Source organism: Embleya sp. AB8 (assembly GCF_049739465.1).
In the GTDB taxonomy this organism is placed as follows: Bacteria; Actinomycetota; Actinomycetes; order Streptomycetales; family Streptomycetaceae; genus Embleya.
Genome location: NZ_JBMHHY010000015.1, coordinates 158,299 through 183,265, shown reverse-complemented (window position 1 = coordinate 183,265; position 24,967 = coordinate 158,299). Strand labels below are relative to the sequence as shown.

At 68.9% G+C, this 24,967-nt stretch carries 22 protein-coding genes and 1 pseudogene; 12 read left to right on the top strand and 11 right to left on the bottom strand.

The features are described from left to right. Positions 1–87 precede the first annotated feature (87 nt). Together ABIA38_RS23395 and ABIA38_RS23390 are read right to left on the bottom strand one after the other, a co-directional pair. Positions 88–789 carry a DUF1707 SHOCT-like domain-containing protein gene (locus ABIA38_RS23395; RefSeq protein WP_424640729.1) on the bottom strand — a complete coding sequence of 234 codons (702 nt, stop codon included), beginning with the start codon at positions 787–789 and terminating at the stop codon, positions 88–90. Positions 790–798: 9 nt separating this feature from the next. Further along, a complete protein-coding gene (locus ABIA38_RS23390) occupies positions 799–2,190 on the bottom strand; it encodes a PLP-dependent aminotransferase family protein (RefSeq protein ID WP_424640728.1) in 1,392 nt (463 codons plus the stop codon). A gap of 255 nt (positions 2,191–2,445) precedes the next feature. Between ABIA38_RS23390 and ABIA38_RS23385 the strand changes: the two genes are divergently transcribed. The 3 genes from ABIA38_RS23385 to ABIA38_RS23375 all read left to right on the top strand — a co-directional run bounded on the left by ABIA38_RS23385 (position 2,446) and on the right by ABIA38_RS23375 (position 5,616). Next, positions 2,446–3,396 (top strand): DMT family transporter, encoded by a 951-nt coding sequence (locus ABIA38_RS23385; protein WP_424640727.1) that lies wholly within the window; start codon positions 2,446–2,448, stop codon positions 3,394–3,396. A 72-nt stretch (positions 3,397–3,468) separates the two neighbouring features. Continuing rightward, positions 3,469–5,139: a fumarate hydratase gene (locus ABIA38_RS23380; protein WP_424640726.1), complete on the top strand. Its 1,671-nt coding sequence runs from the start codon at positions 3,469–3,471 to the stop codon at positions 5,137–5,139. Positions 5,140–5,250: 111 nt separating this feature from the next. Then, positions 5,251–5,616, top strand: coding sequence for a WhiB family transcriptional regulator (locus tag ABIA38_RS23375; RefSeq protein ID WP_424640725.1), 366 nt, complete (start codon positions 5,251–5,253; stop codon positions 5,614–5,616). Here ABIA38_RS23375 and ABIA38_RS23370 read toward each other — a convergent pair. Continuing rightward, positions 5,610–7,712: an MFS transporter gene (locus ABIA38_RS23370; RefSeq protein ID WP_424640724.1), complete on the bottom strand. Its 2,103-nt coding sequence runs from the start codon at positions 7,710–7,712 to the stop codon at positions 5,610–5,612. The genes ABIA38_RS23375 and ABIA38_RS23370 overlap by 7 nt on opposite strands. A gap of 201 nt (positions 7,713–7,913) precedes the next feature. Beyond that, on the bottom strand, positions 7,914–8,945 hold the full coding sequence (gene glpX, locus ABIA38_RS23365; RefSeq protein ID WP_424640723.1) for a class II fructose-bisphosphatase: 1,032 nt from the start codon (positions 8,943–8,945) through the stop codon (positions 7,914–7,916). 214 nt (positions 8,946–9,159) lie between these two features. Between glpX and ABIA38_RS23360 the strand changes: the two genes are divergently transcribed. Further along, complete coding sequence (locus tag ABIA38_RS23360) at positions 9,160–9,684, top strand: DUF4245 domain-containing protein (protein WP_424640722.1); 525 nt, start codon at positions 9,160–9,162, stop codon at positions 9,682–9,684. Between the two features lie 444 nt (positions 9,685–10,128). Beyond that, entirely contained in the window at positions 10,129–12,798 is a 2,670-nt protein-coding gene (locus tag ABIA38_RS23355) for an immune inhibitor A domain-containing protein (protein WP_424640721.1), read from the top strand. A 142-nt stretch (positions 12,799–12,940) separates the two neighbouring features. Here ABIA38_RS23355 and ABIA38_RS23350 read toward each other — a convergent pair whose 3' ends face one another. From ABIA38_RS23350 to ABIA38_RS23330, 5 genes are all read right to left on the bottom strand, one after another. Continuing rightward, the gene (locus ABIA38_RS23350; RefSeq protein WP_424640720.1) at positions 12,941–13,219 is read right to left on the bottom strand and encodes an exodeoxyribonuclease VII small subunit; all 279 of its coding nucleotides are present in this window, start codon (positions 13,217–13,219) and stop codon (positions 12,941–12,943) included. A 123-nt stretch (positions 13,220–13,342) separates the two neighbouring features. After that, positions 13,343–14,554: an exodeoxyribonuclease VII large subunit gene (gene xseA / locus ABIA38_RS23345; protein WP_424640719.1), complete on the bottom strand. Its 1,212-nt coding sequence runs from the start codon at positions 14,552–14,554 to the stop codon at positions 13,343–13,345. A 162-nt stretch (positions 14,555–14,716) separates the two neighbouring features. Next, complete coding sequence (locus ABIA38_RS23340; protein WP_424640718.1) at positions 14,717–15,484, bottom strand: vWA domain-containing protein; 768 nt, start codon at positions 15,482–15,484, stop codon at positions 14,717–14,719. A gap of 676 nt (positions 15,485–16,160) precedes the next feature. Next, a complete protein-coding gene (locus ABIA38_RS23335; RefSeq protein WP_424640717.1) occupies positions 16,161–17,279 on the bottom strand; it encodes a hypothetical protein in 1,119 nt (372 codons plus the stop codon). Continuing rightward, on the bottom strand, positions 17,276–17,407 hold the full coding sequence (locus ABIA38_RS23330) for a hypothetical protein (protein WP_424640716.1): 132 nt from the start codon (positions 17,405–17,407) through the stop codon (positions 17,276–17,278). The genes ABIA38_RS23335 and ABIA38_RS23330 overlap by 4 nt, the downstream gene beginning before the upstream one ends. A gap of 737 nt (positions 17,408–18,144) precedes the next feature. Here ABIA38_RS23330 and ABIA38_RS23325 point away from each other — a divergent pair. From ABIA38_RS23325 to ABIA38_RS23300, 6 genes are all read left to right on the top strand, one after another. After that, positions 18,145–18,987: a helix-turn-helix domain-containing protein gene (locus ABIA38_RS23325; protein ID WP_424640715.1), complete on the top strand. Its 843-nt coding sequence runs from the start codon at positions 18,145–18,147 to the stop codon at positions 18,985–18,987. Next, positions 18,984–19,175 (top strand): DUF397 domain-containing protein, encoded by a 192-nt coding sequence (locus tag ABIA38_RS23320; RefSeq protein ID WP_424640714.1) that lies wholly within the window; start codon positions 18,984–18,986, stop codon positions 19,173–19,175. Before ABIA38_RS23325 ends, ABIA38_RS23320 begins: the two co-directional genes overlap by 4 nt. 511 nt (positions 19,176–19,686) lie before the next feature. Further along, entirely contained in the window at positions 19,687–19,851 is a 165-nt protein-coding gene (locus tag ABIA38_RS23315) for a hypothetical protein (RefSeq protein ID WP_424640713.1), read from the top strand. Between the two features lie 134 nt (positions 19,852–19,985). Then, entirely contained in the window at positions 19,986–21,971 is a 1,986-nt protein-coding gene (locus tag ABIA38_RS23310) for an N-6 DNA methylase (RefSeq protein ID WP_424640712.1), read from the top strand. Positions 21,972–22,135: 164 nt separating this feature from the next. Further along, positions 22,136–22,405: a type II toxin-antitoxin system Phd/YefM family antitoxin gene (locus tag ABIA38_RS23305; RefSeq protein WP_424640711.1), complete on the top strand. Its 270-nt coding sequence runs from the start codon at positions 22,136–22,138 to the stop codon at positions 22,403–22,405. Further along, positions 22,398–22,661 carry a type II toxin-antitoxin system RelE family toxin gene (locus ABIA38_RS23300; protein ID WP_424640710.1) on the top strand — a complete coding sequence of 88 codons (264 nt, stop codon included), beginning with the start codon at positions 22,398–22,400 and terminating at the stop codon, positions 22,659–22,661. Before ABIA38_RS23305 ends, ABIA38_RS23300 begins: the two co-directional genes overlap by 8 nt. Before the next feature lie 168 nt (positions 22,662–22,829). Here the strand turns inward: ABIA38_RS23300 and ABIA38_RS23295 are convergent. Next, positions 22,830–23,006: pseudogene (locus ABIA38_RS23295) on the bottom strand (Txe/YoeB family addiction module toxin); the annotation flags it as partial. A gap of 48 nt (positions 23,007–23,054) precedes the next feature. Beyond that, positions 23,055–24,128 (bottom strand): redox-regulated ATPase YchF, encoded by a 1,074-nt coding sequence (ychF, locus tag ABIA38_RS23290; RefSeq protein WP_424640709.1) that lies wholly within the window; start codon positions 24,126–24,128, stop codon positions 23,055–23,057. Positions 24,129–24,311: 183 nt separating this feature from the next. Between ychF and ABIA38_RS23285 the strand changes: the two genes are divergently transcribed. Next, positions 24,312–24,872, top strand: coding sequence for a hypothetical protein (locus tag ABIA38_RS23285; RefSeq protein ID WP_424640708.1), 561 nt, complete (start codon positions 24,312–24,314; stop codon positions 24,870–24,872). The last annotated feature ends 95 nt before the right edge of the window (positions 24,873–24,967 follow it).

Here is a 24,967-nt window from a genome sequence, read left to right as displayed (position 1 = left end):
ACGCCTATCGAGTCGTCGGGACGGCGAATCGTGCGCGCGGCCTCGGTCCGGAACTCGGGCCGGGGCCGTGCCGCTGTTGTGCGCCGCTCAGCCCGGGTCCTTGCGGAAGCGGTCGGGGCCGAAGCGGTCGGGGCCGAGTTCGCGCCGGAAGTCGTCGTCGATCGCGCGCTTGTGCTGGTCCTTGCGGCGCTTGACGCGCACCGAGACGCCGCCCATCACGGCGACCCCCTTGATCACCACGACCGGCGCGTGTGGATCGTCGGTGTACTGCTCGCGCACGTCGAAGGCGCCCATGATGCCGATGCCGTGATCGCGGACGGTGACCCCCTCCGGGATCCGGATGTCGACGCCGCCCCAGAACGCGAAGACATTGATCACCAGTTCGGGCCCGTCGAAGACCGCCTCGGTGAGGTCGATGTCCACGCCGCCCATCACCGCGACCGCGTTCAGCTTCTCGCCGGTGCGCCATCGGCCCTTGCGGGTGGAACTGCTCCAGAACGCGAACATGTTGGACCGGGCGGGTCGGTCGGGCACGGTGACCGAGTCGGGCGCGGGCCGGTAGACGATCGGGCCGACGCCGGGCACCGGCAGGTCGGCCACCAGCGGCTCCAACTGGCTGTGCGTCTTCGCGGCGAGCGCGGCGTCCAATCGTTCCTCGTGCTCCTCGGCGGTCAACCGGCCTTCCGCGAGCGCGTCCCGCAGGATGTTCACACAGCGGTCGCGATCGGCGTCGGACGCCCGCAACTCGGGTACGGCCGGCTGGGATCGACGCTCTGGGCTGTTGTCCACACAATCAATCTAACCGGGGTGGGCGGCGGCCGGGAGTACGGCGCGGGCCAGCAGCCGGACCGCCTCGCGCAGCCGGTCGGGGGACAGCCCGGCGTAGCCGACGATCAGGGCGGGCGGTCCCGGCGCGAACGCCCGCAGCGCGGCCATCGGTTCCACCCGCACGCCGAGCGCCGCGGCCCGCCGTACGGTGGCCGACTCGTCGGCGCCGGGCGGGAGTTCGACGCACAGATGCAGGCCGGCCGCGACCCCGTGCACCCGGGCGGCCGGGAGGTGTTCGGCGAGCGCCTCGACCACCGCGTCGCGGCGGGCCCGGTAGTGCGCGCGCATCGCCCGCAGGTGGCGCTCGTAGGCGCCGGTGGCCAGCATCCGGACCAGGGTCAGCTGGGGGAGGACGGCCGAGCCCAGGTCGGCGTTGGTCTTGAGGTCGTGGATCCGCTCGATCAGCGGCGCGGGCAACACCGCCCAGCCGAGCCGCATCCCGGGGGCGAGCGCCTTGCTGGTCGAACCCAGGTGCACCACCCGATCCGGCGCCAGACCCTGGAGGCAGCCGACCGGATCGCGGTCGTAGCGGAACTCGGCGTCGTAGTCGTCCTCGACGATCAACCCGTCGTGCGCGCGGGCCCAGTCGACCAGGGCGGCGCGGCGCGGAGGCGACAGGACCACGCCGGTGGGGTACTGGTGGGCGGGGGTGACCAGCACCGCGCGGGCCCCGGTGCGGGCCAACGCCGCGACGTCCAGGCCCTCGGCGTCGGTGCGGGCGTAGGCGACGGTCAGCCCGTGGGTGTCGAAGATGCCGCGCTGTCGGTCGCTGGAGGGGTCCTCCACGGCGAGTACGTCCCGGCCGAGTCGGCGCAGCGCCTGGGACACCAGGGACAGGCCCTGGGCCACGCCGTCGACCACCACGATGTGCTCGGGCCGGGCCTCGGCGGCGCGCACCCGGCCGAGGTAGTCGGCCAGCGCGACGCGCAGTTCGCTCGCCCCGGACGGGCCGGGGTAGCCGAGCGCGGTGTGCGGGGCGGTGGCCATCACGTGGCGCGTGGCGGCCAGCCACGCGGCGCGCGGGAACGCGGCCAGATCGGGGACGCCGGGCTTGAGGTCGTGGGTGATCGGGCCGACCGGGACCGGGTCGGCGGGGTGGGCCGGGTGCGGGGCGGTGTAGGCGGTGGTGACCCGGGTGCCGGAGCCGGGTCGGGAGGTCAGGTAGCCCTCGGCGACCAGTTGTTCGTACGCGTCGACGACCATGCCCCGGGAGACGCCCAGGCTCTCCGCGAGGGCGCGCGTGGAGGGCATCCGGAAGCCGGCGGGCAGCCGTCCGGAGCGGATCGCGGCCCGCAGTCCGGACTGCACCTGGGCGCCGAGCCGACCGGCGGAGCGGTCCAGGTGGACGAGGAGTTCGCGCACGGGGTGGCCTGTCGTCGGGGCGATGGGTTGTCGTGGGTTCGTCGTGGGCCGTCGTCGGCCCGGAGGTGGGTGGGGGTGGGCAAGCGCTGGGCCGGGCGTGGGTCGGCGGTGGGTCGAACCGGGTCGGAGACGATCCGGAGTGATCTGGCAGCGGTCCGGAAGTGGTTCGGAAGTGGTCCGGTTTTTCGGCCCGGAAGTGGCTCTGCCCAGGGAGCCACCGGCTTCCTAACGTTACGTCACGTGAAGCCATCCTCGATGTCCCCCCGCTCCGTCGGCATGGTCTGCGCGGCCTCCGCACAGGGGCTGATCGGCGCCGCCGCGGGGGTCTCCGCCGTACTGCGGGACTATCCCGTCACCGGCGGTCAACTACTCCGCTATGCGTTGGCCGCGCTCGTGTTGTTCGGCGTGCTTCGGGTGCGCCGGATTCCGCTGCTCCGGCCGACCCGGCGCGAGCTGGCCCGACTCGGGCTGCTCTCGCTGAGCGGGCAGACGCTGTTCAACCTGTGCCTGTTCGCCGCCCTCGATCGGGCGGACCCGGCCACGGTGGGCAGCATCCTGGGCGCCACCCCGCTGCTGCTCGTGCTGGTCGCGCCCGCCCTCGGCGGCCGGCGGCCGAATCGAACGGTGCTGGGCGCCGCGCTGATCGTCGTCACGGGGGCGGCGATCGTGCAGGGGCTCGGCGGCGGCACGGCCCTCGGGCTGGTGTTCGCGTGCGGGGTGGCGCTCTGCGAGCTGGGCTTCACATTGATCGCGGTGCCGCTGTTGCCCCGGCTCGGGGCCTGGCGGATCGCCGCCTACGCGACCGCGATGGCGATTCCGCAGATGTTGCTCGTCGGGATCTGCGTGGACGGCACGGCGCTGCTGCGGATGCCCTCGGGCGCCGAGTTCGCGGCGCTGAGCTACCTCGCGCTGCCGCTCACCGCCGGGGCGTTCCTGCTGTGGTACTCGGCGCTGGCCCGGATCGAGCCGGAGCGGGCCGGGCTGTTCATGGGCCTGGTGCCGGTGACCGCGGCGCTGTCCGGCCTGGCCCTGGGCACCGGGGCGCCGACGCTCGGGCAGTTCGGCGGCGCGCTCCTGGTCGGCGCGGGGGTGGTGCTCGGCATGCGGGCGGAGCGGGCCGACGGCGGGCCGGAGCCGAGCGCGGCCGACGCCCCGGCTCCGGCGGCGTTCGTGGGCCCGGCGCCGGGAGCCACCTCGCAGCCGTGACCGGCTGGCGGCGTTCTACTCTGGACGGCGGCCCCGTCACCGCCTTCGTCCCGAGCCCTAGTGAGGATCACGATGTCCGCCCCTGAGAACTCCTTCAGCGCCTACACGGACCTGCTGCCGCTGGGGGAGGACACCACGCCGTACCGGCTGCTGACCGCCGACGGCGTGTCCACGTTCGAGGCGGGCGGGCGGCGGTTCCTCAACGTCGAGCCGGAGGCGATCCGGCTGCTCGCGCGCACCGCGATGCGCGACATCTCGCACCTGCTGCGCCCCGGGCACCTGGCCCAGGTGGCCCGGATCCTGGACGACCCGGAGGCCTCGGCCAACGACCGCTTCGTGGCCCTGGACCTGCTCAAGAACGCCAACATCGCGGCCGGCGGCGTGCTGCCGATGTGCCAGGACACCGGCACCGCGATCGTGATGGGCAAGCGCGGCCAGCACGTGCTCACCGACGGGCGGGACGAGGAGCACCTGTCGCGCGGCATCGCGAACGCGTACACCGAGCTGAACCTGCGCTACTCGCAGATGGCCCCGCTGACCATGTGGGACGAGAAGAACACCGGGAACAACCTGCCCGCGCAGATCGAGCTCTACGCGACGCCGGGCGAGGCGTACAAGTTCCTGTTCATGGCCAAGGGCGGCGGCAGCGCCAACAAGTCCTACCTCTACCAGGAGACCAAGGCGGTCCTGAACCCGCAGAGCATGTTGCGCTTCCTGGACGAGAAGATCCGCTCGCTCGGCACTGCGGCCTGTCCGCCGTACCACCTGGCGATCGTGGTCGGCGGGACCAGCGCCGAGCATGCGCTCAAGACCGCGAAGTACGCCTCCACCCGCTACCTGGACACGCTGCCCGGCCAGGGCTCGCCGCTGGGGCACGGCTTCCGGGACGTGGAGTTCGAGGCCGAGGTGCTGGCGCTGACCCAGCAGATGGGCATCGGCGCGCAGTTCGGCGGCAAGTACTTCTGCCACGACGTGCGGGTGATCCGGCTGCCCCGGCACGGCGCGTCCTGCCCGGTGGCGATCGCGGTGTCCTGCTCGGCGGACCGGCAGGCGCTGGCCAAGATCACCGCCGAGGGGGTGTTTTTGGAGGAGTTGGAGACCGACCCGGCCAAGTACCTCCCCGACACCACGCACGAGGACCTGGACGACGCGGTCGTCCAGATCGACCTCAACCGGCCGATGCACGAGATCCGCGCCGAGCTGTCCAAGTACCCGGTCAAGACCCGGCTTTCGCTGACCGGCCCGGTCGTGGTCGCGCGCGACATCGCGCACGCCAAGATCAAGGAACTGCTCGACGCGGGGCAGCCGATGCCGCAATACCTGCGCGACCACGCGGTCTACTACGCGGGCCCGGCGAAGACCCCCGAGGGCTACGCGTCCGGCTCGTTCGGCCCGACCACGGCAGGCCGGATGGACTCGTACGTGGAGCAGTTCCAGGCCGCGGGCGGCTCGTACGTGATGCTCGCCAAGGGCAACCGCAGCAAGCAGGTCACCGACGCGTGCAAGACACACGGCGGCTTCTACCTGGGCTCCATCGGCGGCCCGGCGGCCCGGCTGGCCCAGGACTGCATCAAGAAGGTCGAGGTCCTGGAATACCCCGAACTCGGCATGGAAGCAGTCTGGAAGATCGAGGTCGAGGACTTCCCCGCCTTCATCGTGGTCGACGACAAGGGCGAAGACTTTTTTGCGGACGTCACCAAGCCGACCCTGCAGATCGGCGCGACTCGGGGCGGCAAGGCATAACCGCGTCTCGTGGCCGGTGGCCGGCTCGCCTCGGTGGGCCGGCCAACACCCCCGTCCCGTCCCGGACTTCCTTGACGTTTCCTTGTGGTTACTTGTCGTCGCCTTGTCGCAATGGGGCGCATGCGCCGGTTCGTCCCGGGTAGGCGACTGTCACCGCCCGATGTCACGGCCCGACATGAGGAGAGCAGCGTGACGGAACGGATGGACACAATCCGCGGCGCTCACACCGCGAGCTGGACACCCCCGTCGGCCGGCGCGTGCGCCACGGGGGATCGGCAAGTGTTTCTCGGTTATCCCGGTGAGCCCGTCGTCGCTCGTCTCGCCCGCGAGGAGGACGCCAAGCGCGTCTGCGCGCGCTGTTCCGTCCTGCTCGAATGCCGCGCCGGCGCGTTGGCCGAGACCAACCAGATCGGCGTGCGCGGCGGCCTGACCCCCAACGAACACGGCGCGGTCCGCAGGCGCCGCGCCTATCACTGAGTCGGCCGGTCCGGCAGACCCCGATCGACCCCGCCGACCCCGGGTCGGCTCGGGTGCTTGTCCGCCTCGCCGACGATGTGATCGCGCGGGGTGTCGGTGGTCAGCCGGGCCAGCTTGCGCAGCAACGCGGTGAGTTCCTCGGACTGTTCGGGTGACCAGTCCGCCATCACCTCGGTGAGGATCTGCCGCCGGGCCTCGACCAGCGCGTCCAGCGCCTCGTGGCCCTTGGCGGTCAACTGCATGGTGCCCTCGCCGAGTCGTTCGATGTACCCGGCGAAGGTCAGCTCGTCGGCATACCGGCGGACCCGGTTCTCGGGTTCGCGGATGCGCGAGGCCAGGTCGGGGATCGAGATCGGACCCAGCTGATCGAGTCGGACCAGCCCGTACGCACACGGCACCGACAGGTCCACGCCGGAGCGTTCGAGCATCCGTTCGTAGCGCGACCAGCCGTTCTCCCGATGCACCATCTGGGCCATCGCACGCTCGATCTCGTCCACCGAGCTGCGTGAGGTCGGCGACATCAGCGGGGTGCGCTCGGTCTCGCGGGTCGCCTCGCGCAGCGGTACCTCGCGCAGCAGGAAGGACAGCAGGAACGCGAACAGCACGATGCCCGAGGCGGCCAGGAACACCGTCTGCAACGATTCGGCGTAGGCGTGGATGAAGCCGGTCTTCGCGGCCGGCGGCAGTTTGTTCAGGTCGGCCGGGTTGATCGCCGAGGAGGATCCCGCGGTGGCGCCCGGCGGCAGACCCTGACCGCGCGCGGCGGCCTCGCCCAGGTGCACCGAGAGCCGGTTGTTGAAGATGGTGCCGAAGATCGCCGCGCCGAACGAGCCGCCGATGGAGCGGAAGAAGGTCGCACCGGCGGTGGCCACGCCCAGTTCGGCGTAGGGCACGGAGTTCTGCACGGCGAGCACGATGACCTGCATGACCAGGCCCAGGCCGATGCCGAAGACCAGCATGTAGAGCGAGGACGCGGCGCTGGTGGTGAACTCGTCCATCCGCGACATCAGGAACATCCCGACCGCCATCACCGCGGTGCCCACGATCGGATAGATCTTGTACTTGCCGGTCCGGGTGATCAGTTGGCCGCTGACGATCGAGGTGACCAGCAGACCGCCCATCATCGGCAGCAGCCGCAACCCCGACTGGGTCGGCGTGGCGCCGTTGACGACCTGCATGAACAGCGGCAGGAAGCTCAGTCCGCCCATCATCGCGAAGCCGACGATGAAGCCGATGCCCGCGGTCACCGAGAAGATCCGGTTTTGGAACAGCCGCAGCGGGAGCACCGGCTCGGCCGCGCGCCGCTCGACCGCGACGAAGCCGGCGAGCAACACCACCGCCGCGACGCCCAGTCCGACGATCTGCGCGGAGGCCCACGGGTAGGTGGTGCCGCCGAACGTGCTCAGCAGTACGAGACAGGTGGTGCCGCCGGCCAGGAGGGTGATGCCGAGGTAGTCGATGCTCGGCCGGGTGTGTACCTCCTTGGTGTGCAGCGCGGCGGCGATCACCGCGAGTGCGATCGCCCCGATCGGCAGGTTGATGTAGAACACCCAGCGCCAGGTGAGGTTGTCCACGAAGAACCCGCCGAGCAGCGGCCCGGCCACCGAGGTCACCCCGAACACCGCGCCGAACAGGCCCTGATAGCGCCCGCGCTCACGGGGCGGCACCACGTCGCCGATGATCGCCTGGGACAGCACCATCAACCCGCCGCCGCCCAGGCCCTGGATGGCGCGGAAGGCGATCAGCTCGACCATGCCCTGCGCGATGCCGCACAACACCGAGCCGATCAGGAAGATCACGATCGACGCCTGGTAGAGCTTCTTGCGCCCGAACAGGTCGCCGAGCTTGCCCCACAGCGGGGTGCTCACGGTCGACGCGAGCAGGTACGCGGTGACCACCCACGAGAGGTGGTTGAGCCCGCCGAGGTCGCCGACGATGGTCGGCAGCGCGGTCGACACGATCGTCTGATCGAGCGCGGCGACCAGCATCCCGAGCATCAGCCCGACCAGGATCAGCCCGAGCCGGGGCGCGGCCTCGGTCGCCGCCGGGCTGCTGCCTCCGGCGGGTTTGGCATGTCTGCCACGCGGCGCGCTCATCCGGGGCCTCCTTGATCGGTGCTCAAGGAGGATCCCCACAAACAGGTATAAAAACCGCGCCTATTAGTGGGACAGGCACCAGCACAAGTACAAGCGCGAGCACAAGCGCCGACCGGGCCATCCGACAGCCCGGCCGGCGTTCGAGGCCGGCTCGGCCGAAGGCCGGGTCAATCACCCCGGCCGTACGGCCAACGCGTACGGCTAACGTGCGTGGTCGAAGTCGATCGCGCTGTACGCCCGCAACTTGGCCAACCGGTGCTGGCTGTCGATCTGCCGGATCGTGCCGCTCTTCGAGCGCATCACCAGCGACGAGGTCAGCGCCGTACTCGCCCGATACCGCACCCCGCGCAGGAGTTCGCCGTCGGTGATCCCGGTCGCCACGAAGAAGACGTTGTCCCCGCGCACCAGGTCGTCGGTCAGCAACACCCGCGACAGGTCGTGCCCCGCGTCCAGCGCCTTGCCCCGCTCGGCCTCGTCCTTGGGCCACAGGCGGCCCTGGATCACCCCACCCATGCACTTGATCGCGGCGGCGGCGATGATGCCTTCCGGCGTGCCGCCGATGCCGAGCAGCAGGTCGACGCCGGTGCCGTCCTTGGCCGCCATGATCGCGCCGGCCACGTCGCCGTCGGTGATGAACTTGATCCGGGCGCCCGCCTCGCGGATCTCCTTGACCATCGAGTCGTGTCGGGGCCGGTCCAGGATGCAGACCGTGACGTCCTCGACCGCGCTGTGCTTGGCCTTGGCCACCCGGCGGATGTTCTCCGCGATCGGCGCGGTCAGGTCCACCACGTCGGCGGCTTCGGGACCGGTGACCAGCTTCTCCATGTAGAACACGGCCGAGGGGTCGTACATGCTGCCCCGCTCGGACACGGCCATCACCGCGACCGCGTTGTTCATCCCCTTGGCGGTCAGCGTGGTGCCGTCCACCGGGTCCACGGCGACGTCGCACTCGGGCCCGGAGCCGTCGCCGACCCGCTCGCCGTTGAACAACATCGGGGCGTCGTCCTTCTCGCCCTCGCCGATCACCACCACGCCGTTCATCGACACGGTGTGGATCAGGCTGCGCATCGCCTTGACGGCGGCGCCGTCCGCGCCGTTCTTGTCGCCCCGACCGACCCACCGGCCGGCCGCCATCGCGGCGGCCTCGGTGACGCGGACGAGTTCGAGTGCGAGGTTGCGATCCGGGGCTTCCGGCGCGACTTCGAGCTGCGGAGGTACAGATTGGTCCGTCATCTGGCGGGCCTTCCTGTAGGGGAACCGGTCCGTAACCACGAGGGGTGCCCTGATCCCCCGGAGCCGTGAGCCTTCGGTGCGGGTGGCACGGCGATTGCGCGGCCCCGGGTCCGGACTGGTTCCAACGGGATTGCCCCGATGTTATCGGTGGGCGGTGTTATCGGTGCAGGTAGGCCGTGCACATCGAGCCGGCCGGGAATGCGACCATGTTCCCGTGGCGCAGAAGTCGGGTCGGCAGACCGTTCGGGACATGGTTCTTTCCCTGGGAGCGTGCGGCCTGGTGGTCGGCGCGTTGTTCCTGGTCGCTCCGCACAGCGAGGGCGATCCGGTCCGGCGGGTGGCCTACGAGCCGTCCTTCCGGCAGGCGGCCCGCTATGCCCCGTACCAACTGCTCGCCCCCCAGGGGCTGGAGCAGCGGTGGCGGGCCACCTCGGTGGACTACCAGGGGCAGGACCCCAACGCGACCAAGTGGCACATCGGGTTCATCAACCCCAACGACAAGTACGCCGCGCTCGAGCAGTCCAACGGCTTCACCGACGAACTGGTCCGGGACAAGGGCAAGCGCGGCGAACTCGTGGGCAACCGGGACGTGTCCGGTGAGCAGTGGAAGGCGTACGAGGGGCCCAAGTATCGCTCGCTGGTCCGGGTGCACGAAGGCGTCACCACGATGGTCACCGGCAACGCGACTTTCGAGGATTTGACCGTTCTCGCCGTATCCCTGCGACCCGCCTCCGGTTGAGCCGAAAGCCGGCAGATTTGCCGGACGTATCGGCATGACTCGGGCGGCCGAGTGCGCATGTTGTACAGGGGCTTGTAAAGGTTTTATAAAGACCACGAGTCCTCCTCTGCCCCGCCCGGCGCTTCCGCCCCTAGGGTCCGGAAGCCCGGTCGAACATGCGTCGGCACTCTCGTGACCCGATGGTTGCCGCCACGTGTCCGCCGAGCTTCCGAACCGTCCCGACGTCGTGTGCGCTTGATCGGATCCCGCGCGACGTCGCTTTGCGTCCGGGGGTCACCCCCGGTCGGAAAGGGGAGCACGTTGAGTCCAGCGAAACCTCGGAGGGGCCCGACGCCTCCGAACGGCGTCCGGCGGGTCAAACGCCGAGTGGCGCTGCTGTCCGTTTCCGCGCTTGCGATCACCGGCCTCGCCGCCACGGCCGCGCCCTCGACGTCGGCGACGCGAGTGAGCTCCGCCCCGGCGGTGTGGAATCCGGGACCGGAAGACCACTACGTCAACTCGGTGGACGCGGCGGTCGACACCAGCGCGCTGCCCGACGACCCGGCCAAGGCCGCGTCGTTCAAGGCGGCGAACGAACGCAACGCCGCGACCAAGAAGAAGAACTCCGAAGGCAACCCGCGCGCCGCGGCCCAGCTCAAGGAGCTCGAGGCCGAGGCGGGGCGCACCGGCAAGAGCCCGGCCGAGATCAAGGCCGAGCGCACCGGCAAGCCGGTCGACGCCAAGCAGAACGCGAAGTTGCTGACCATCCTGGTCGAGTTCAACGACCAGGCCAACGACGACTTCTCCGGGTTCCAGCGCCCGACCAGTGTCTCGGACCCGACGTGTGTCACCGAGCCCCCCGGCACGGTGAAGAACGGGCCGCTGCACAATCAACTGCCCAACCCGGCGCTGAACCCGAACGACAACAACACGCAGTGGGTGCCGAACTTCGACCAGACCCACTACAACAAGATGCTCTACACCAAGGAGGGCATCACCGAGCGCATGCGTACCGACCTCACGGGGCCGGACGGCAAGCCGGGCATCAGCCTCGCGGGCCAGACCATGCGCAACATGTACGAGGAGATGTCGGCCGGAAAGTACTCGGTTTCCGGCGAGGCCACCCCGTGGATCAAGGTCCCGCACTCGGAGGCCTGGTACGGCGCCGCCCGCTGCGGCAACGCGCAGCAGGACAACAGCGGCAGCCCGCAGAACCCGCTCGGCGCGCAGCAGCTCGCGATCGACGCGGTGGACGCGCTGGCCAAGGCGCAGCCGAACTTCCCGTGGGCGGACTACGACAAGGAAGACCCGGGCGACGCCAACCACAACGGCAACACCCAGGAGCCCGACGGCGTGGTGGACCACCTGGTCCTGGTGCACGCGGGCAAGGACAAGTCCGCGGGTGGCGGTGCCGAGGGCACGTACTCGATCTGGGCGCACGCGAGCACCGTGCTCTTCGGGCACCAGGTCCCCGGTAGCAAGATCAAGATCGCGAACTACATCGTCCAGCCCGAGGACTCCGGAGTGGGCGTGTTCGCCCACGAGTTCGGCCACGACCTCGGCCTGCCGGACCTGTACGACAACTTCAGCGGTGGCCAGACGGACCTGAACTTCTGGGACCTGATGTCCGCCGGTTCGCACACCGGACCGCTGTTCCAGTCGCAGCCCGCGCACATGGGCATCTGGGACAAGTACACGCTCGGTTGGCTGACCCCCGACGTCGTCAAGGTCGGTGACCGGCCCAAGGTGGCCACCCTGGGCCAGGCCGCCAAGACACCCAAGGGCACCTCACGCGGGGTCCGGGTGAACCTACCGAACAAACAGGTCAACGTCGGGACACCACACAGCGGTAAGAACATGTGGTACTCCGGCCAGGACCAGACCTGGTCCGACTCCCGGATCGAACGCGACATCGCGGTGCCGGTCGGCTCCGACGTGAAGTTCTGGATGTGGAACGACTACGTCATCGAGAAGGACTGGGACTTCGGCTTCCTCGAGGTCTCCACGGACAACGGCGCCACCTGGAAGCAGATGGCGGTCAAGGACGAGTCGGGCAAGCTGGTCAGCACGCCGCCGGACTACCCGGACCCGCAGAAGAACCTGGCCACGTTCCGCAAGACCAGCGGGCTGACCGGCTCCAGCGACGGGTGGCGGCACGACAGCGTCGACCTGACCCCGTACGCGGGCAAGAACATCAAGCTGCGCCTGGACTACAACACCGACGCGGCGTTCATGGAGAAGGGCTGGTTCGCGGACGACTTCTCGCTGACCAACGGCGCCACCACGGTGTGGACGGACGACGTGGAGAACGGCGACAACGGCTGGACCGCGATCAAGGGCACCAACGCGAACACCAAGGGCAACGGCTGGGGTCGGACCAGCGGCACCTTCGAGCGGGAGCAGTACTACCTGCTGGAGTGGCGCAACCTGTCCGGCTTCGACGAGGGCCTGAAGTACGCGTACACCAACGGCCCGAACGGCAAGACCAACCGGGTCCCGTACAACGCGCCGGGCATGCTGGTGTGGCTGCGCGACAACGAGTACCAGAACAACGGCGTCAACTTCAACATCAACAACGGGCCCTCGTGGGGTCCCAAGGGTGAGCTGTTGATCGTCGACTCGCACCCGGACCCGCTGCGCTTCAGCGGCGACGCCGCGGCGCAGTTCCCCAAGCCCGACCCGAACACCCCGGGCATCGAGTCGAAGAACGTGTTCGGCAACCTGGGCAGCCGGTCGCAGTCCGCGAACGCGGCGTTCGGCTTCGTCAAGACGGCGCCGTTCACCGACTGCATCCTGGGCACGTCGTACTGCAGCTCGTTCCCGGCCCAGGCGCCGGTGACGATGTTCACCGACACGGTCGGCTGGGCACCGGGCACGGAGCTCTACAAGGGCCGCGTGCTGCCCAAGGACCGCTACGGCTCGGCCGTGGTCCCGGCGAAGGCGCCGTACACGACCAAGGTCACCAAGGCGGACGGTTCGCTCGACAAGGACGCGTTCGGCAAGCTGTTCCACGGCTCCGAACTGGGCACGGGCAACCCGGGCTTCGACAAGGCCTACGGCGTGACCGTGCTGCCGGTCCTCCCGCTGCCGGGCAACTCCGGCGCGGTGGTCTGGATCCTGCCGGCGCAGCAGTAGTAGTAGTTAGCAGTTCGCGCAGGGACGATCGTCGCGGGCGGTTGACGCGGTGATCGGGAAGGGGCGCTCCCAGCCGGGAGCGCCCCTTCCGCCGTTCGCTTCGCGCCGTTCGCTTCGCGGCTCGCGCCTCGCGCCTCGCGCGTCAGCCGTCCGACTCGACGCCCTCGTCCCTGTCTCCGTTCCCGTCCCTGTCCTCGCCCTCGCGCTCGGCTCGGACCGCCGCGTCCAGGCGGGCCCGCGCGCCGTCGAGCCACTGTTCGCAGACCACGGCGAGCTGCTCGCCGCGCTCCCACAGGGCCAACGACTCCTCCAGCGTGATGCCGCCGGTCTCCAGGCGGCGCACGACCTCGATCAGCTCGTCACGGGCCTGCTCGTAAGCCGGCGCCTGGTCCGGCCCGGATGCGGTCTGCTGCTCGCTCATGCGGTCAGCCTAATATCGCCGCGGTCCACTCGTCCTCAAGCGCCGGACGGGCTGATCGGTGGGCCGACGCCCCCAGCCCGTCCGGCGTTTGTGGACGGCCGGCCCGGATACCGGGCCGTGGGCTCAGTCCTTGGCCACCACCACGTCGAAGCGCCCGCCCGCCACGCGCGCGGTCAACTGCTCGCCCGCCGCCACCTCCGCGGGATCCCGTACCGCGTGCCCGTCCGCCCGCTGCAACACCGCGTAGCCACGCTCCAACGTGGCCGCAGGCGAAAGCGCCACGACCCGAGCACGCGTGTGCGCGAGGTCGCTCGCGGCATGGTCCAGCAGGTGCCGCAACGTCCGCCGCGAACGACCCACCAGCGCCGCCACCTCCTCCGCCCGCAGGTCCACCATCCGCTGCGGGTCCGCCAGCACCGGCCGCGAACGGGCGGCCCGCAGACCCTGATACTCCCGATCCAACCGAGCCCGCAGCGCCAACCGCCCCCGATCGCGCACCTGGTGCACCCGATGCAGCTCCTCCCGGATATCCGGCACGATCCGCTTGGCCGCATCCGTGGGCGTGGACGCCCGGAAGTCGGCCACCAGGTCGAGCAGCGGCGTGTCCGGCTCGTGCCCGATCGCGCTCACCACCGGGGTGGTGCAGGCGAACACGACCCGGACCAACTCCTCGCTGGAGAACGGCAACAGGTCCTCGACACTGCCACCGCCCCGGGCCACCACGATCAGGTCCACATCGGGGTCCGCGTCCAACTCGCGGACCGCCGCGACCACCTGGGTCACCGCGCTCACCCCCTGCACCGCGACGTTCCGCACCGCGAACCGGACGGCCGGCCAGCGCCGCTTGGCGTTCTCCAGCACATCCCGCTCGGCCGCCGAGGCGCGCCCGCAGACCAGGCCGACCCGGTGCGGCAGGAACGGCAACGGCCGCTTGTGCCGGGGATCGAACAACCCCTCGGCGGTGAGCGCGCGCTTGAGCTGCTCCAGCCGGGCCAACAACTCGCCGATCCCCACCGGCCGGATCTCCGCGGCCCGCAGGGACAACGTCCCGCGCGCCCGATACCAGTCCGCCTTCGCGTGTACGACCACCCGCGAGCCCTCGGTGACGATGTCGCCGACCGCGTCGAAGACCTTCCGATAGCACGTCACCGAGATCGACACGTCGTGCTCGGCATCGCGCAACGTCATGAACACGACGCCGGCCCCGGGCCGTCGACTGAGCTGAGTGATCTGCCCCTCGACCCACACCGCCCCGAGCCGATCGATCCACCCACCGATCAACCGAGAGATCTCGGCCACGGGCAGGGGCGCTTCGGCGGAAGTGGTGAGAGCCATGCCCAGAGATTAACCGCCCCGGCTCCCACCCGAACCCGCACCAACCGCCGGCGTCCTCGGCGGACCAGACGTACGCCGCGTCCTCGCACTCCGCCTCGCTGCTGCCGGTCTTGGGCACCAGGAACGTCCGGATCTCGGGCGGCACCGGAAGTGCCCGCCCGGTCAGCGCAGTTCCGTTGCTCTGGTACCGATGTCGAGGAACTCGACGATGGAGGTGATGTCCGCGTTGTAGACAAAGCCCCGGGCCGCCTCGCCGATCCGATGGCCCTGGGAAGCCGCGTACGACCGCATGTGTCCCGGCAACACACTGGACATCCCGAACAACAGCTTCGCGTAGTCGTCCGGCAGCCCCTCGTCGCCGTCCGGGAAGGTCACCGGTCGGCCATCGGTGCCCGAGACGTGCAGATTGAACAGCAGCGCCGCGCCGTCGGCGGTGAAGTGCGAGGCCAGCGAGCCCGCCGCCGAGGTCGGATCGCCGTCCGTGGACGCGCCATCGGTCAGATTGAGCACGATCGGCGGGAAGCCTCCCGGATGCTCGGCCACCCAGCGCCCCACCAGCCGCTCCGCGTGTTCGAGGGCCCGGGTCATCGGCGTGCCGCCGTTGGCCACCGGGTCGAGCCAGACCGGGAACCGTACGGTGTTCTCGACCAGGCCACCGGCCCCGTCCGGAATCTTCTCGGTCCGACTCTCGATCCGGGCCGGCCCGTTCGCCACCTCGCCGAGCGGGACCAGATCACGCCCGGCGAGCGGCCCACCGAAGGCCGACCCGACTTGGGTGTGGCCGTAGCCGATCAGGCCCACATGAAAGTAGTCCCGCACGCCCTCTTCCTTGGCGCACTTGACGGACAGCTCGGTCAGCAGCCGATTGATGGCGTCCGACACGACATCGGCCCGCCGCCCGGGCACGTCACCGCCGATCGAATCGCTCATCGACGCCGACTGATCGACCAGAAAGAGAAAACACCCGGGATTGGTCCGACTGATCTCGGCTGTATAAGGCATCGGTACGTTCCGCCCCTTCGCACGACCCCGCGGCGACCCCGACGCACCGAACTCCTCAGCGCCGACCCCCCGATCGAGCCCGATGCTAACCCGCAGCACACACGCGTGTACTGGTGTCACGCCATTTCGGGCGACGCGGGAGCCCTCGGCGCGCCACCCGGAAAACCCGCTCCCGCGCCGTCACCGCACACCCCGTCCACCCGGCCGCAGAGCCCGAAGCCACCGCGCCAACCACCACCACCGGCGCGAACGCGGACGCGTCATCGGGAGAGGGGCGAGCGAGGAGGCATCGGCGTGCGATCCGGGTATCACGTCCGTGTCCCGGACGAGCAACCTCGGCTGTTCCTCCGGCACACGATCCATGCTCGACGCGTGCGCCGAAACACCGCGCGTCCAGCCGAATTGGTATGTCATGGTGAGTACGTGTCCTTCCTGTCGGGGCACGCAGGGGGTGGGGTCCGCTGCCAGGTAGACCCCCACCCCCTACGCCCACCGCGCGTCACCGGGGCCATCCGGTCACGCCGACTCCCTCACCCGCACGAGCTGGGGGAGGGGCTTGCAGCCCCGGCGCGCGGGGGATTCACCACACACCGGGGCGGTCTCATCAGTCGCGGACCTCGCGGTTTCCCGACGTCGGCCCGACATCCACCCGACCGTTCGGCCCGTCGAGCCACGTCCACTGACCGTCGCGGGTCACGGTGACGCCGTGTTGTTCGCGCGGAGGTTCGCCCTGCGCCCGCCACGCCGCGTAGGCGGCCTCGATCTCCGCCCACAGATCACGCGATCCGGACTCGTTGACCTCGTACGAGTCCGCGTCCGGTTTGTAGTCGATGGATGCCCACGACGCGCCATCGGCGTACCAGGCCGTGAACTCCTCGGCCCGGTCGCCTCTTCCGAAGAACCTGCGGTGCTCGACCTCGGGCAGCCGAAGCCCGATCGCGAAGTCCGCGTGTTCCTCGCGCAAGGGACGTGGGTCCGCCGTGGTGTGCCGAATCCGGTGCGTCTTCGGGTCCGGGATGACGTCGCCCACGAACCTGCGGGTGTCGAACCGGCGACGCTGCGACCGGGCCCACATGAACGCCACGTTCCCGACGAACCGGCCGCTTGCCGTGCCGTCTTCGTTGACGACCAGGCGCAGCAGCCCGCTGTTGTTGTAGGGCGTGCCCCAGGGCGTGACGATGACCCCGCCGGGCTTGACTTGCTCGACCCACTCGTACGGAACCCGCTGCACTGCCATCGTGGCGATGAGCCGATGGTACGGCGCGTCTTCCTCGAACCCCTGCAACCCGTCCCCGACGATCAACGTCGGTGCCAAGTCGCGGCCACGCAAAGACTCTTGGGCTTGGATCGCGACGAGCGGGTCCACTTCGATCGACGTCACCCGGCCGCCCGTGAGCGCAGTGGCCAACAGTGCTGTCGACCATCCGGTGCCCGTGCCGAGTTCAAGGATGTGGTGATCCGTGCGCAGGTCGAGCAGTTCGAGCATGTGTCGAACAAGTGACGGCATGGACGCCGACGATGTGGGAATCAGGTCGCCGCTGTCGGTGCCGTCGTCCATCTGGGTGACGAGAGGCACGTCCGCCGCCACGGCGTCCTCCCACGCGTCCGGGTCCTTGTCGCGGTCGATTTGTTTGTCGTCGTCTCCCCACAGCACGGCGGGGATGTACGGGCGACGGGGCGTGTCCGCGAACACGCGATCCCACACGGGACGGGTGCCCGTCACCTGTCCTTGCCCTTCGGGTCCTTCGGGCCGTTCGGCGGGACCGGCTTGTCCTGGGGCCACTGGCCATCCTTTTCGCGTTGCGGGGTCTTGCCCTCCCCCTCGTCACCGGGCTTTTCGTGCTCACCCATCGTCGTACCTCCCAAGTTGTCGAGTCGGTATTCACCGTGCGTCCCTCCGGTGCCTGAGCCCGAACCCCCGGATGGCATAAGGGCCTTCCGCCTCCGGGTGGGACGGGGCAAGGGGTGATCGACCAACTGTGAACGGAGGTTGCCGACTTGCCCCTTGCCCCCTTCCGCGCACGGATCGGCCGTACGCGGGTGGGCGCCGCCAAGACGGCACCCGTCTTCCCGACCGGCGGGTGGCCGGTCCTACCTCTCCCGGCGCGTCGGGGTTGCGCGGAGAGGGGTCGTACCCCGTGCTGTCGTGGGGGTTCCTGTTTCCGAAAGGCCCACGTCGACACGGGACTTTATGCACGACGGCGTACGCCCGCCCGCGACGCCCGACCGCGGACTACCCGCGTGCGAGTCGGACTTCGGCCATCGCCAACTCCGCGCCGGACGGGCCTACGCGGGCTCTGCCGGCGCAGGCGGCTCGCCAGGCGAAGCGCTTCGAACCTGCGGCAACCACCTTGAGGCGTCGCCCAGTTCGAAGTCCGCAGAAGGCTTGATGTCCTCGCGTTCACCATCGGGATAGAGGCGGTAGACGCTCAAGGTCATCCGGCTCACGCCCTCTCTTACACCCATGGACTACTCCTGACGACGATGTGCTGAACAGAGGGTGGGGAATCGGCCACTCTGAGAGACATCATCGACAGGTCGGGCCTACGATCTGAAGACGTGCACGGTACACACCCAGAAACCGTGCAGTGATCGGAGTCGACGTGCCCGTTGATGGTGAACTACCAGACAATCCCAGGAAGTTGTACGGCTGTGAGCTGCGGAGACTCAGGAAGGCCGCAGGGGTAAGCCCTGAGGAAGCGTCCGAGGCAGGACACTGCACACCGTCTCTGCTGTTCATGATCGAGCGCGGGGACAGGAGGCCGTCGACCGACTTCACCCGGGCGGTGGACCCGCTCGTCGGTGCCGAAGGTCTCCTGCGGCGGATCCATCGACTGATCGAGCAGGAAGCGCCGGGCTCGCCATCATGGTTCAAGGGCTACTTGAACGCGGAGCGCTCAGCAAAGCGGCTGCGCTTCTTCGACGTTCAGGCTCTGCCGGGATTGATGCAGACTGAGGCGTATGCCAAAGCGCTCTTTGAGGCGGCGCGCCCGTTGGACGTCGCAAGGGTGCCCATTGAGGATCGAGTCGCCGACAGAATGGCTCGCCGGGAGATTTTGACTCGACCGGATCCTCCGCAGGTGTGGGTCGTAGTGACGGAGGCTGCCGTCTGCGGCGTTGCCGGGTTGGGCAAAGACCCTGCTTGGGAGCAGATCGCCCACCTGATTGACGTGGCGCAGCTACCCAACGTCGTCATACAGGTACTTAAGGTCGGAATCCACGCCTGCATGAACGGCGGCTTCGTTTTGCTCACGACTCCACACCGCGGGGAGTCGGCCTACGTGGAAACGATGGACCGTGGTTCGCTACTCCACCGGGAGAGTGAAGTGCACGAGTACGAGCGTCGCTACGATCTAGCCAAGTCGGTTGCGCTCTCACCAGCCGAATCCCTCCTGTGGCTGTCTGAACTACTTATGGAGTACCAATCGTGATCACGCCTACTGCCCCACTCGGCGCTTGGCGTACGTCGTCGTACAGCGGCAATCAAGGCCAGTGTGTTGAGTCGGCGCTCTTGGCAGAAGGGGTCGGCGTGCAGGACTCCAAGGATCCTTCGCTTGGCCACATCACCATCGACTCCGCGTCGTGGTCGGCCATGCTCGGATCCATCAAGACCGCCTGACCCGCCGAGCAACTTGGCTGAACGAATAGCGACGGGTGGGCCCTGACGCCGCCAGTGCCCACCGTCCTCGGCGTCTCGAATCGCCAACAGTCGCTGTCCGCATGCGGGGCAAATCCCAACATTCACGCAGGGCTTGCTCGGCACGTGACCGGCCTGAGGTCGACGCCGCGAAACAAGGGCTGCGCACGGGCCCGACGAAGTCCGCGCCGATCACGAAGCCGCCCGGCGTCGGCGGTTGTCGCCTGCTCGGCCGACGTGTGGTTGTGACCTGCATCACATCCGATGCCCTCCCGTGCGGTCAACTCCCCAACGTCACGCCTCGCCCCCGTCCGATAAGCAGCGAGAACTCGAGGCGTGCTCTGCGCAGTCGTACTGCGCATGAAGTCCCCTGTCCGAAGTGCGGCGTCGCGGACCCCCGCGCCAACCGCCCCAGGCTGCTAGCTTCCCTTTTGCGACGGCGCCTCCATGCAGAGTTTCGGAGTCAGTCCACGCCAATGGCAACACGCCAGTAATGCGCAGCACTACTGCGCACAAGAAGGAAGCGAGGGGACCGAGGACAATGAAGGCGTTCTTCGATCTGCTGGGGAAGGCGATGCAGAGCACGGGAACGACGCTGCGTCTGTGCCTGCTCATGTTCGTACCGGCGGCTGCGTACGTCATCAGCCGGCTGAAGTGAGACGCCCCGAGCGAGGAGTTTCAGTGGAGAGCACAGAAGCAAAGAGCCCTGCGGCAGAGGTTGTTGTCGACCGACTGTGGCGGGCGTACGCACCCTTTCAGCGAGGCCGGAGTACGGACCGCGACCTCACCGCGATGCTCGCGATCCTGGTGCTCGCCGGATTCATCGACTCGGCGAGCGAACCGGGGGACGAACTCGTCAAACGATGGACGAGAGCCGTCGCGGAAGCGCCCCTCGGGTACCCACCGCTGAGGGACCTGCGCGCCGCCTTCCACCTCGCCGCCAGGCACGAACGATTTCCCGCGCGCACGGTCGAGTATCTGGAGAGCGTGTTCTCCGACGGCGACGAGGTAACGGGCGATCTGCCGTGGGTGGCTGCTTTTCTCTCCGCGCTCCAACCGCCCCCGACGGTTGCCGAGGTCGGACTTGGCGAAGTCGGCAGCCTGCTCCTGGAACGTTACGTTGCCGAAAGCGCCGCTCCGACGGGCGAGTTCTACACGCCGCGTGGCCTCACGCGGCTGCTTGCCGAATCGGTGTCTCCCCAGCCCGGCGATCGCGTGCTGGACCCCTCCTGCGGCACCGGGGGGTTTCTTCTCGCCGCCGCACAGCACATCGCAGAGCAGGGCCACGCCGGTGACGCCTCGTTCGAGGGCTACGCCATGGATCACCGCAACCCCAACCTGGCCATGCTGAACCTGGCAATGCACGGAATCGACCGGCCCCTGGTGCGTGCCTCCGATCCCGGGGCGCTGTTCCGGAGCCTGGGCAACGGAATGGCCGACTTCGTGCTGTGCAATCCGCCGTTCAATCAGCGCGTCCAAGGCATTGAACACCTCGGCTGGCCCTTCGGACCACCGCCCGAGTCGAATGCGAACTTCGCCTGGCTCCAGCTCGCGTGGACCCGACTGAGCGAAAAGGGCAAGGCGGCCCTGATCATGCCGTCGGGCGCGGCATCCGCACGCGGTCGCGAGGCGGAGATCCGCGAAAGGATGCTGGTCGGAGGCGCACTCCTGGCCGTCGTCGCGCTACCGGCCAATCTCTTCTCCCACACGACCGTTCCAGTGCACCTCTGGCTGCTCGCTCGCGACAAATCCCGCCACGTGCCCACCGGCGAAACCGATTCCGTCCTCTTCATCGACGCAAGCCGGCTCGGTACGCAGGCTTCGCGTCAGGCGCGTGTGCTCGGCCCGGCGGAGAGGGAACGCATCGTCAGCCGGTTTCACGCGTGGTTGGCGTCTCCCCGCGCGACCGCGGACGAACCCGGATTCTCCCGCTCGGTCCCGTACGCCGAGATCCGGGGGAACGACGGCTGTCCCCTTGATCCCCGGCTGTACGTGACGCCGGCACAGGAGCGACCGGCCGCGGCACAGGACACCCGTCGCCTGCTCGACGAGTTGGTGCGGCAGGCCGAGACGACAGCCGGGGCGACCCCCCGCCTGAGCATGAGCTTCGACCTGAGCGAGCGCGCAGCCCATAGCCAGACCGAGCCCCCGTGTGTGCCGCTTTGGCGCATCGTGAAGGGCACCGTGGAGGGAGTGTTCGAGGCCCCGGCCCCGGGCCTGCTCCTCGCGGGACCATCGGGAAGTCTGATCCGCGCCGATCACTACGTCGATGCCGGTGGCGTTCCTGTCGTGATGCCCAAGGACCTGACCGGGAGCGGCTTCAGCACCGCGAGCATCAGACGCGTCAGCGAGCGACAGGCTACGGAGCTGAAGCGCTTTCGCCTCCGACCCGGCGATGTCGTTTTGGCGCGCCGCGGCGAGCTGGGGCGAGCCGCCGTCGTGCGCGAGGAACAGGAGGGGTGGGTGTGCGGCACCGGGTGCTTCCTGCTGCGTCCTCCCACCGGGCTCGACGCCGACTACTTCGCTGCATACCTGCGTGGTCGGCAGGCGCGGAGCTGGCTGGAATCCCACTCCACGGGAAGCATGAGCATGAAGACCATCTCTCTCGACGTACTCGGTGATTTGCCCGTGGTGCTGCCCGACCTCGCGACGCAGCAGGCGATCGCCGACTCGATGGCACGGCTGGACGCACACGAGCACCTGCTGCGCGAGCAACTCGACCTGACGCGGCGAATCCGCCAAGCGGCGCTGGGCGGAGGCATCATCGCCGTCTCGTAGCCACTCCTCACGACCGGGACCGCCGCGCGCGTCGCCCCGCTGTGCCCCGCCGCGGTGTCGGGTGACGGCGTATCGGTTTTCCCCACACCTTCCTGGCATGGGAAAACCAGGGGTTCGACTCCAGGCAGTGGTGTACACATGGGACACTCGGTACGCTTGGGCGCATGACGCAGCCGCTGCCCATAGAGTCCATCCGCGACGTGCGGGCACACCTGGCGGAAGTCGTGGAGCGCGCGGACCGCGACGACGTGCCCACCGTGATCACCCGGCGGGGCAAGCAGGTCGCTGCCGTCGTCTCCATCGAGGTGCTGCACAAGTACCAGGAATGGGAAGAGCGCGAGATCAACCGGATCATCGACGAACGTATGGCCAACCAGGCGCCCGGCGTCCCGATCGAGGACATCATGAGGGAGACGCTGGCGCGCGGTGAGTGAGTACCGGACCGTCTTCCGGCCCGAGGCACAGGCCGAACTCCGGAAGATCCCTCGCGACATGGCACTGCGCATCCTGACCAAGCTGACCGAGCTGGAGGCCGATCCCCTCGGCTTCAACACCACCGCGCTCGTGTCCCAGCCCGAGCGTCGCCGCTTGCGAGTCGGCGACTATCGCGTTGTCTACACGCTCGACAAGGGGGAACTGGTGGTCTGGGTCGTTCACGTGGGGCATCGCTCCACCGTTTACGAGACCTGATCACCACTGACTCCACGTCAGAATATCCAGCGCCCATCCAGCACGGTGACCGCGAAGGGCTCGGACTCGACGGAGTACGACCCCTTCTGAACCGCAAGTCTCCGAAAAGCCGCGGAGCTGACGGTTCCCCGGCGCGGGACCGGCCGTCCGATACGGTCAACCCGGCGGTCAGTAGTGGTACCGAGCGGCGAGGATGATGATCTCCTCGTTCGTGACGAGGTAGACGAGGCGGTGCTCGTCGTCGATCCGTCGCGACCAAGCCCCCGGCAAGTGGCACTTCAGCGGTTCGGGTTTGCCGAGCCCGGTGAAGGGGTCGCGGCGGACGTCGTCGATCAGCTTGTCGACGATGGGCCCGCCTCCTCGGAGGCGGGCCCATCGGGTGCGTGCGGTGGGTCAGACGTTGAACCGAAACTCCACCACGTCGCCGTCCTGCATGATGTAGTCCTTGCCTTCCATGCGCGCCTTGCCCTTGGTGCGGGCCTCGGTGCGGCTGCCGGTGTCGACCAGGTCGTCGAAGCCGATCACCTCGGCCTTGATGAAGCCGCGTTGGAAGTCGGTGTGGATCACGCCGGCGGCCTCGGGGGCGGTGGCGCCCTTGGCGACCGTCCAGGCGCGGGCTTCCTTCGGGCCGGCGGTCAGGTAGGTCTGCAGGCCCAGGGTGTCGAAGCCGACTCGGGCCAGGATGGACAGGCCCGACTCCTGCTGGCCCAGGCTCTGGAGCAGTTCCAGGGCTTCGGCCTCGTCCAGTTCGATCAGCTCGGACTCGATCTTGGCGTCCAGGAAGATCGCCTCGGCCGGCGCGACCAGCTCGCGCAGTTCGGCCTTGAGCTCCTCGTTGACCAGTTCGTCCTCGTCGACGTTGAAGACGTACAGGAACGGCTTCGCGGTGAGCAGGTGCAGCTCGCGCAGCGGCTCCGGGTCGAGGCCGGCGGCGAAGACCGTGGTGCCGGCCTCCAGTACCGCCTTGGCCTTCTCCACTGCGGCGGCCACGGCGATCTTGTCCTTCTGCAGGCGCGAGTCCTTCTGCAGGCGGGGCAGCACCTTCTCGATCGTCTGCAGGTCGGCCAGGATCAGCTCGGTCTCGATGATCTCCTTGTCGTCGACCGGCGAGATCTTGCCGTCGACGTGCACCACGTCCGGGTCGGTGAAGACCCGGATGACCTGGCAGATCGCGTCCGACTCGCGGATGTTGGCGAGGAACTTGTTGCCCAGGCCCTCACCCTCGGAGGCACCGCGCACGATGCCCGCGATGTCCACGAAGTCGACCGTCGCCGGGATCTTCTTGGCCGACCCGAAGATCTCCGCCAGCTTGTCCAGACGCGGGTCCGGTACGCCCACCACGCCCACGTTCGGCTCGATGGTCGCGAACGGGTAGTTCGCCGCGAGCACGTCGTTCTTGGTCAGGGCGTTGAAGAGCGTCGACTTGCCGACGTTGGGCAGGCCGACGATTCCGATGGTGAGCGACAACTGGATTCCCTGGCTTCTCGGCGATCGGTGTGGCGCGCAGCGGACATACCAGCGCCTGTGGAAAGTGTAGGTGGTGGCCTGTGGCCAGTAGCATCCCTGGTTTCGTACGTCGATCCGCAACGGACGCATTCAACACACTCAACGCCCTCCACGCCCTCCACGCCCTCAACGACGGGGACATCGATGAGCCGCACTTCGAGCACCGCGAGCACCTTGCCCACCAATCACAACCGCAGGCAGTTGATCGACGGCGTGTTGTGGGAGTCCAAGCCCATGCGGGTCCTGCTGGTCACCGCGTTCCTCCCGGTCGCGTTCGGCCTGCTCGACATCGGCGACCTCGGACTGTCGCTGCCGGTGTCCATCGGGATCTGGGGCGGGCTGAGCCTGTTCGTCCTGCTCGGTTACGCGCTGTACCAGTACCGCAAGTTGTCCATCGGCCCCCACGGCCTGGTCTTCCACGGCCTGTTCCGCACCCGTGGCCTGCGCTGGGAGGAGATCGCCTCGGTCGATCTCAAGCTCAAGGGCGGCGGCGGGGAGACCCCGGGCTACGCGGTCGCGCGCTGCGCGATGCGCGATGGGGACAAGAAGCAGCACACGATCAACTTCCTGGACAAGGAGATGTTGCCGTATCTGGCCGTCGACCTGCGCTGGTACGCCGCCTCGCGCGAAATCCCGGTCCGACTACTGGCCTCGGACGACCTGGTCCGCACCGTCGACATGCTGGAGAGCGGCGCCCCGCGGTGATCGGTGATCGGCGACCACGGACCGCCTCCGGCACCGCTTCCGGCACCGGTTCGGGAATTGGTCGCCCGCGAATGCCACCGATTGTGCCCGTGCCG

Coding starts and splice junctions, on each gene's coding strand:
- ABIA38_RS23385 (WP_424640727.1), top strand. CDS start 2,446: ATGTCCCCCCGCTCCGTCGGCATGGTCTGCGCGGCCTCCGCACAGGGG.
- ABIA38_RS23380 (WP_424640726.1), top strand. CDS start 3,469: ATGTCCGCCCCTGAGAACTCCTTCAGCGCCTACACGGACCTGCTGCCG.
- ABIA38_RS23375 (WP_424640725.1), top strand. CDS start 5,251: ATGGGGCGCATGCGCCGGTTCGTCCCGGGTAGGCGACTGTCACCGCCC.
- ABIA38_RS23370 (WP_424640724.1), bottom strand. CDS start 7,712: ATGAGCGCGCCGCGTGGCAGACATGCCAAACCCGCCGGAGGCAGCAGC.
- glpX (WP_424640723.1), bottom strand. CDS start 8,945: ATGACGGACCAATCTGTACCTCCGCAGCTCGAAGTCGCGCCGGAAGCC.
- ABIA38_RS23350 (WP_424640720.1), bottom strand. CDS start 13,219: ATGAGCGAGCAGCAGACCGCATCCGGGCCGGACCAGGCGCCGGCTTAC.
- xseA (WP_424640719.1), bottom strand. CDS start 14,554: ATGGCTCTCACCACTTCCGCCGAAGCGCCCCTGCCCGTGGCCGAGATC.
- ABIA38_RS23340 (WP_424640718.1), bottom strand. CDS start 15,484: ATGAGCGATTCGATCGGCGGTGACGTGCCCGGGCGGCGGGCCGATGTC.
- ABIA38_RS23330 (WP_424640716.1), bottom strand. CDS start 17,407: ATGGGTGAGCACGAAAAGCCCGGTGACGAGGGGGAGGGCAAGACCCCG.
- ABIA38_RS23315 (WP_424640713.1), top strand. CDS start 19,687: ATGCGCAGCACTACTGCGCACAAGAAGGAAGCGAGGGGACCGAGGACA.
- ABIA38_RS23310 (WP_424640712.1), top strand. CDS start 19,986: ATGCTCGCGATCCTGGTGCTCGCCGGATTCATCGACTCGGCGAGCGAA.
- ABIA38_RS23305 (WP_424640711.1), top strand. CDS start 22,136: ATGACGCAGCCGCTGCCCATAGAGTCCATCCGCGACGTGCGGGCACAC.
- ABIA38_RS23285 (WP_424640708.1), top strand. CDS start 24,312: ATGAGCCGCACTTCGAGCACCGCGAGCACCTTGCCCACCAATCACAAC.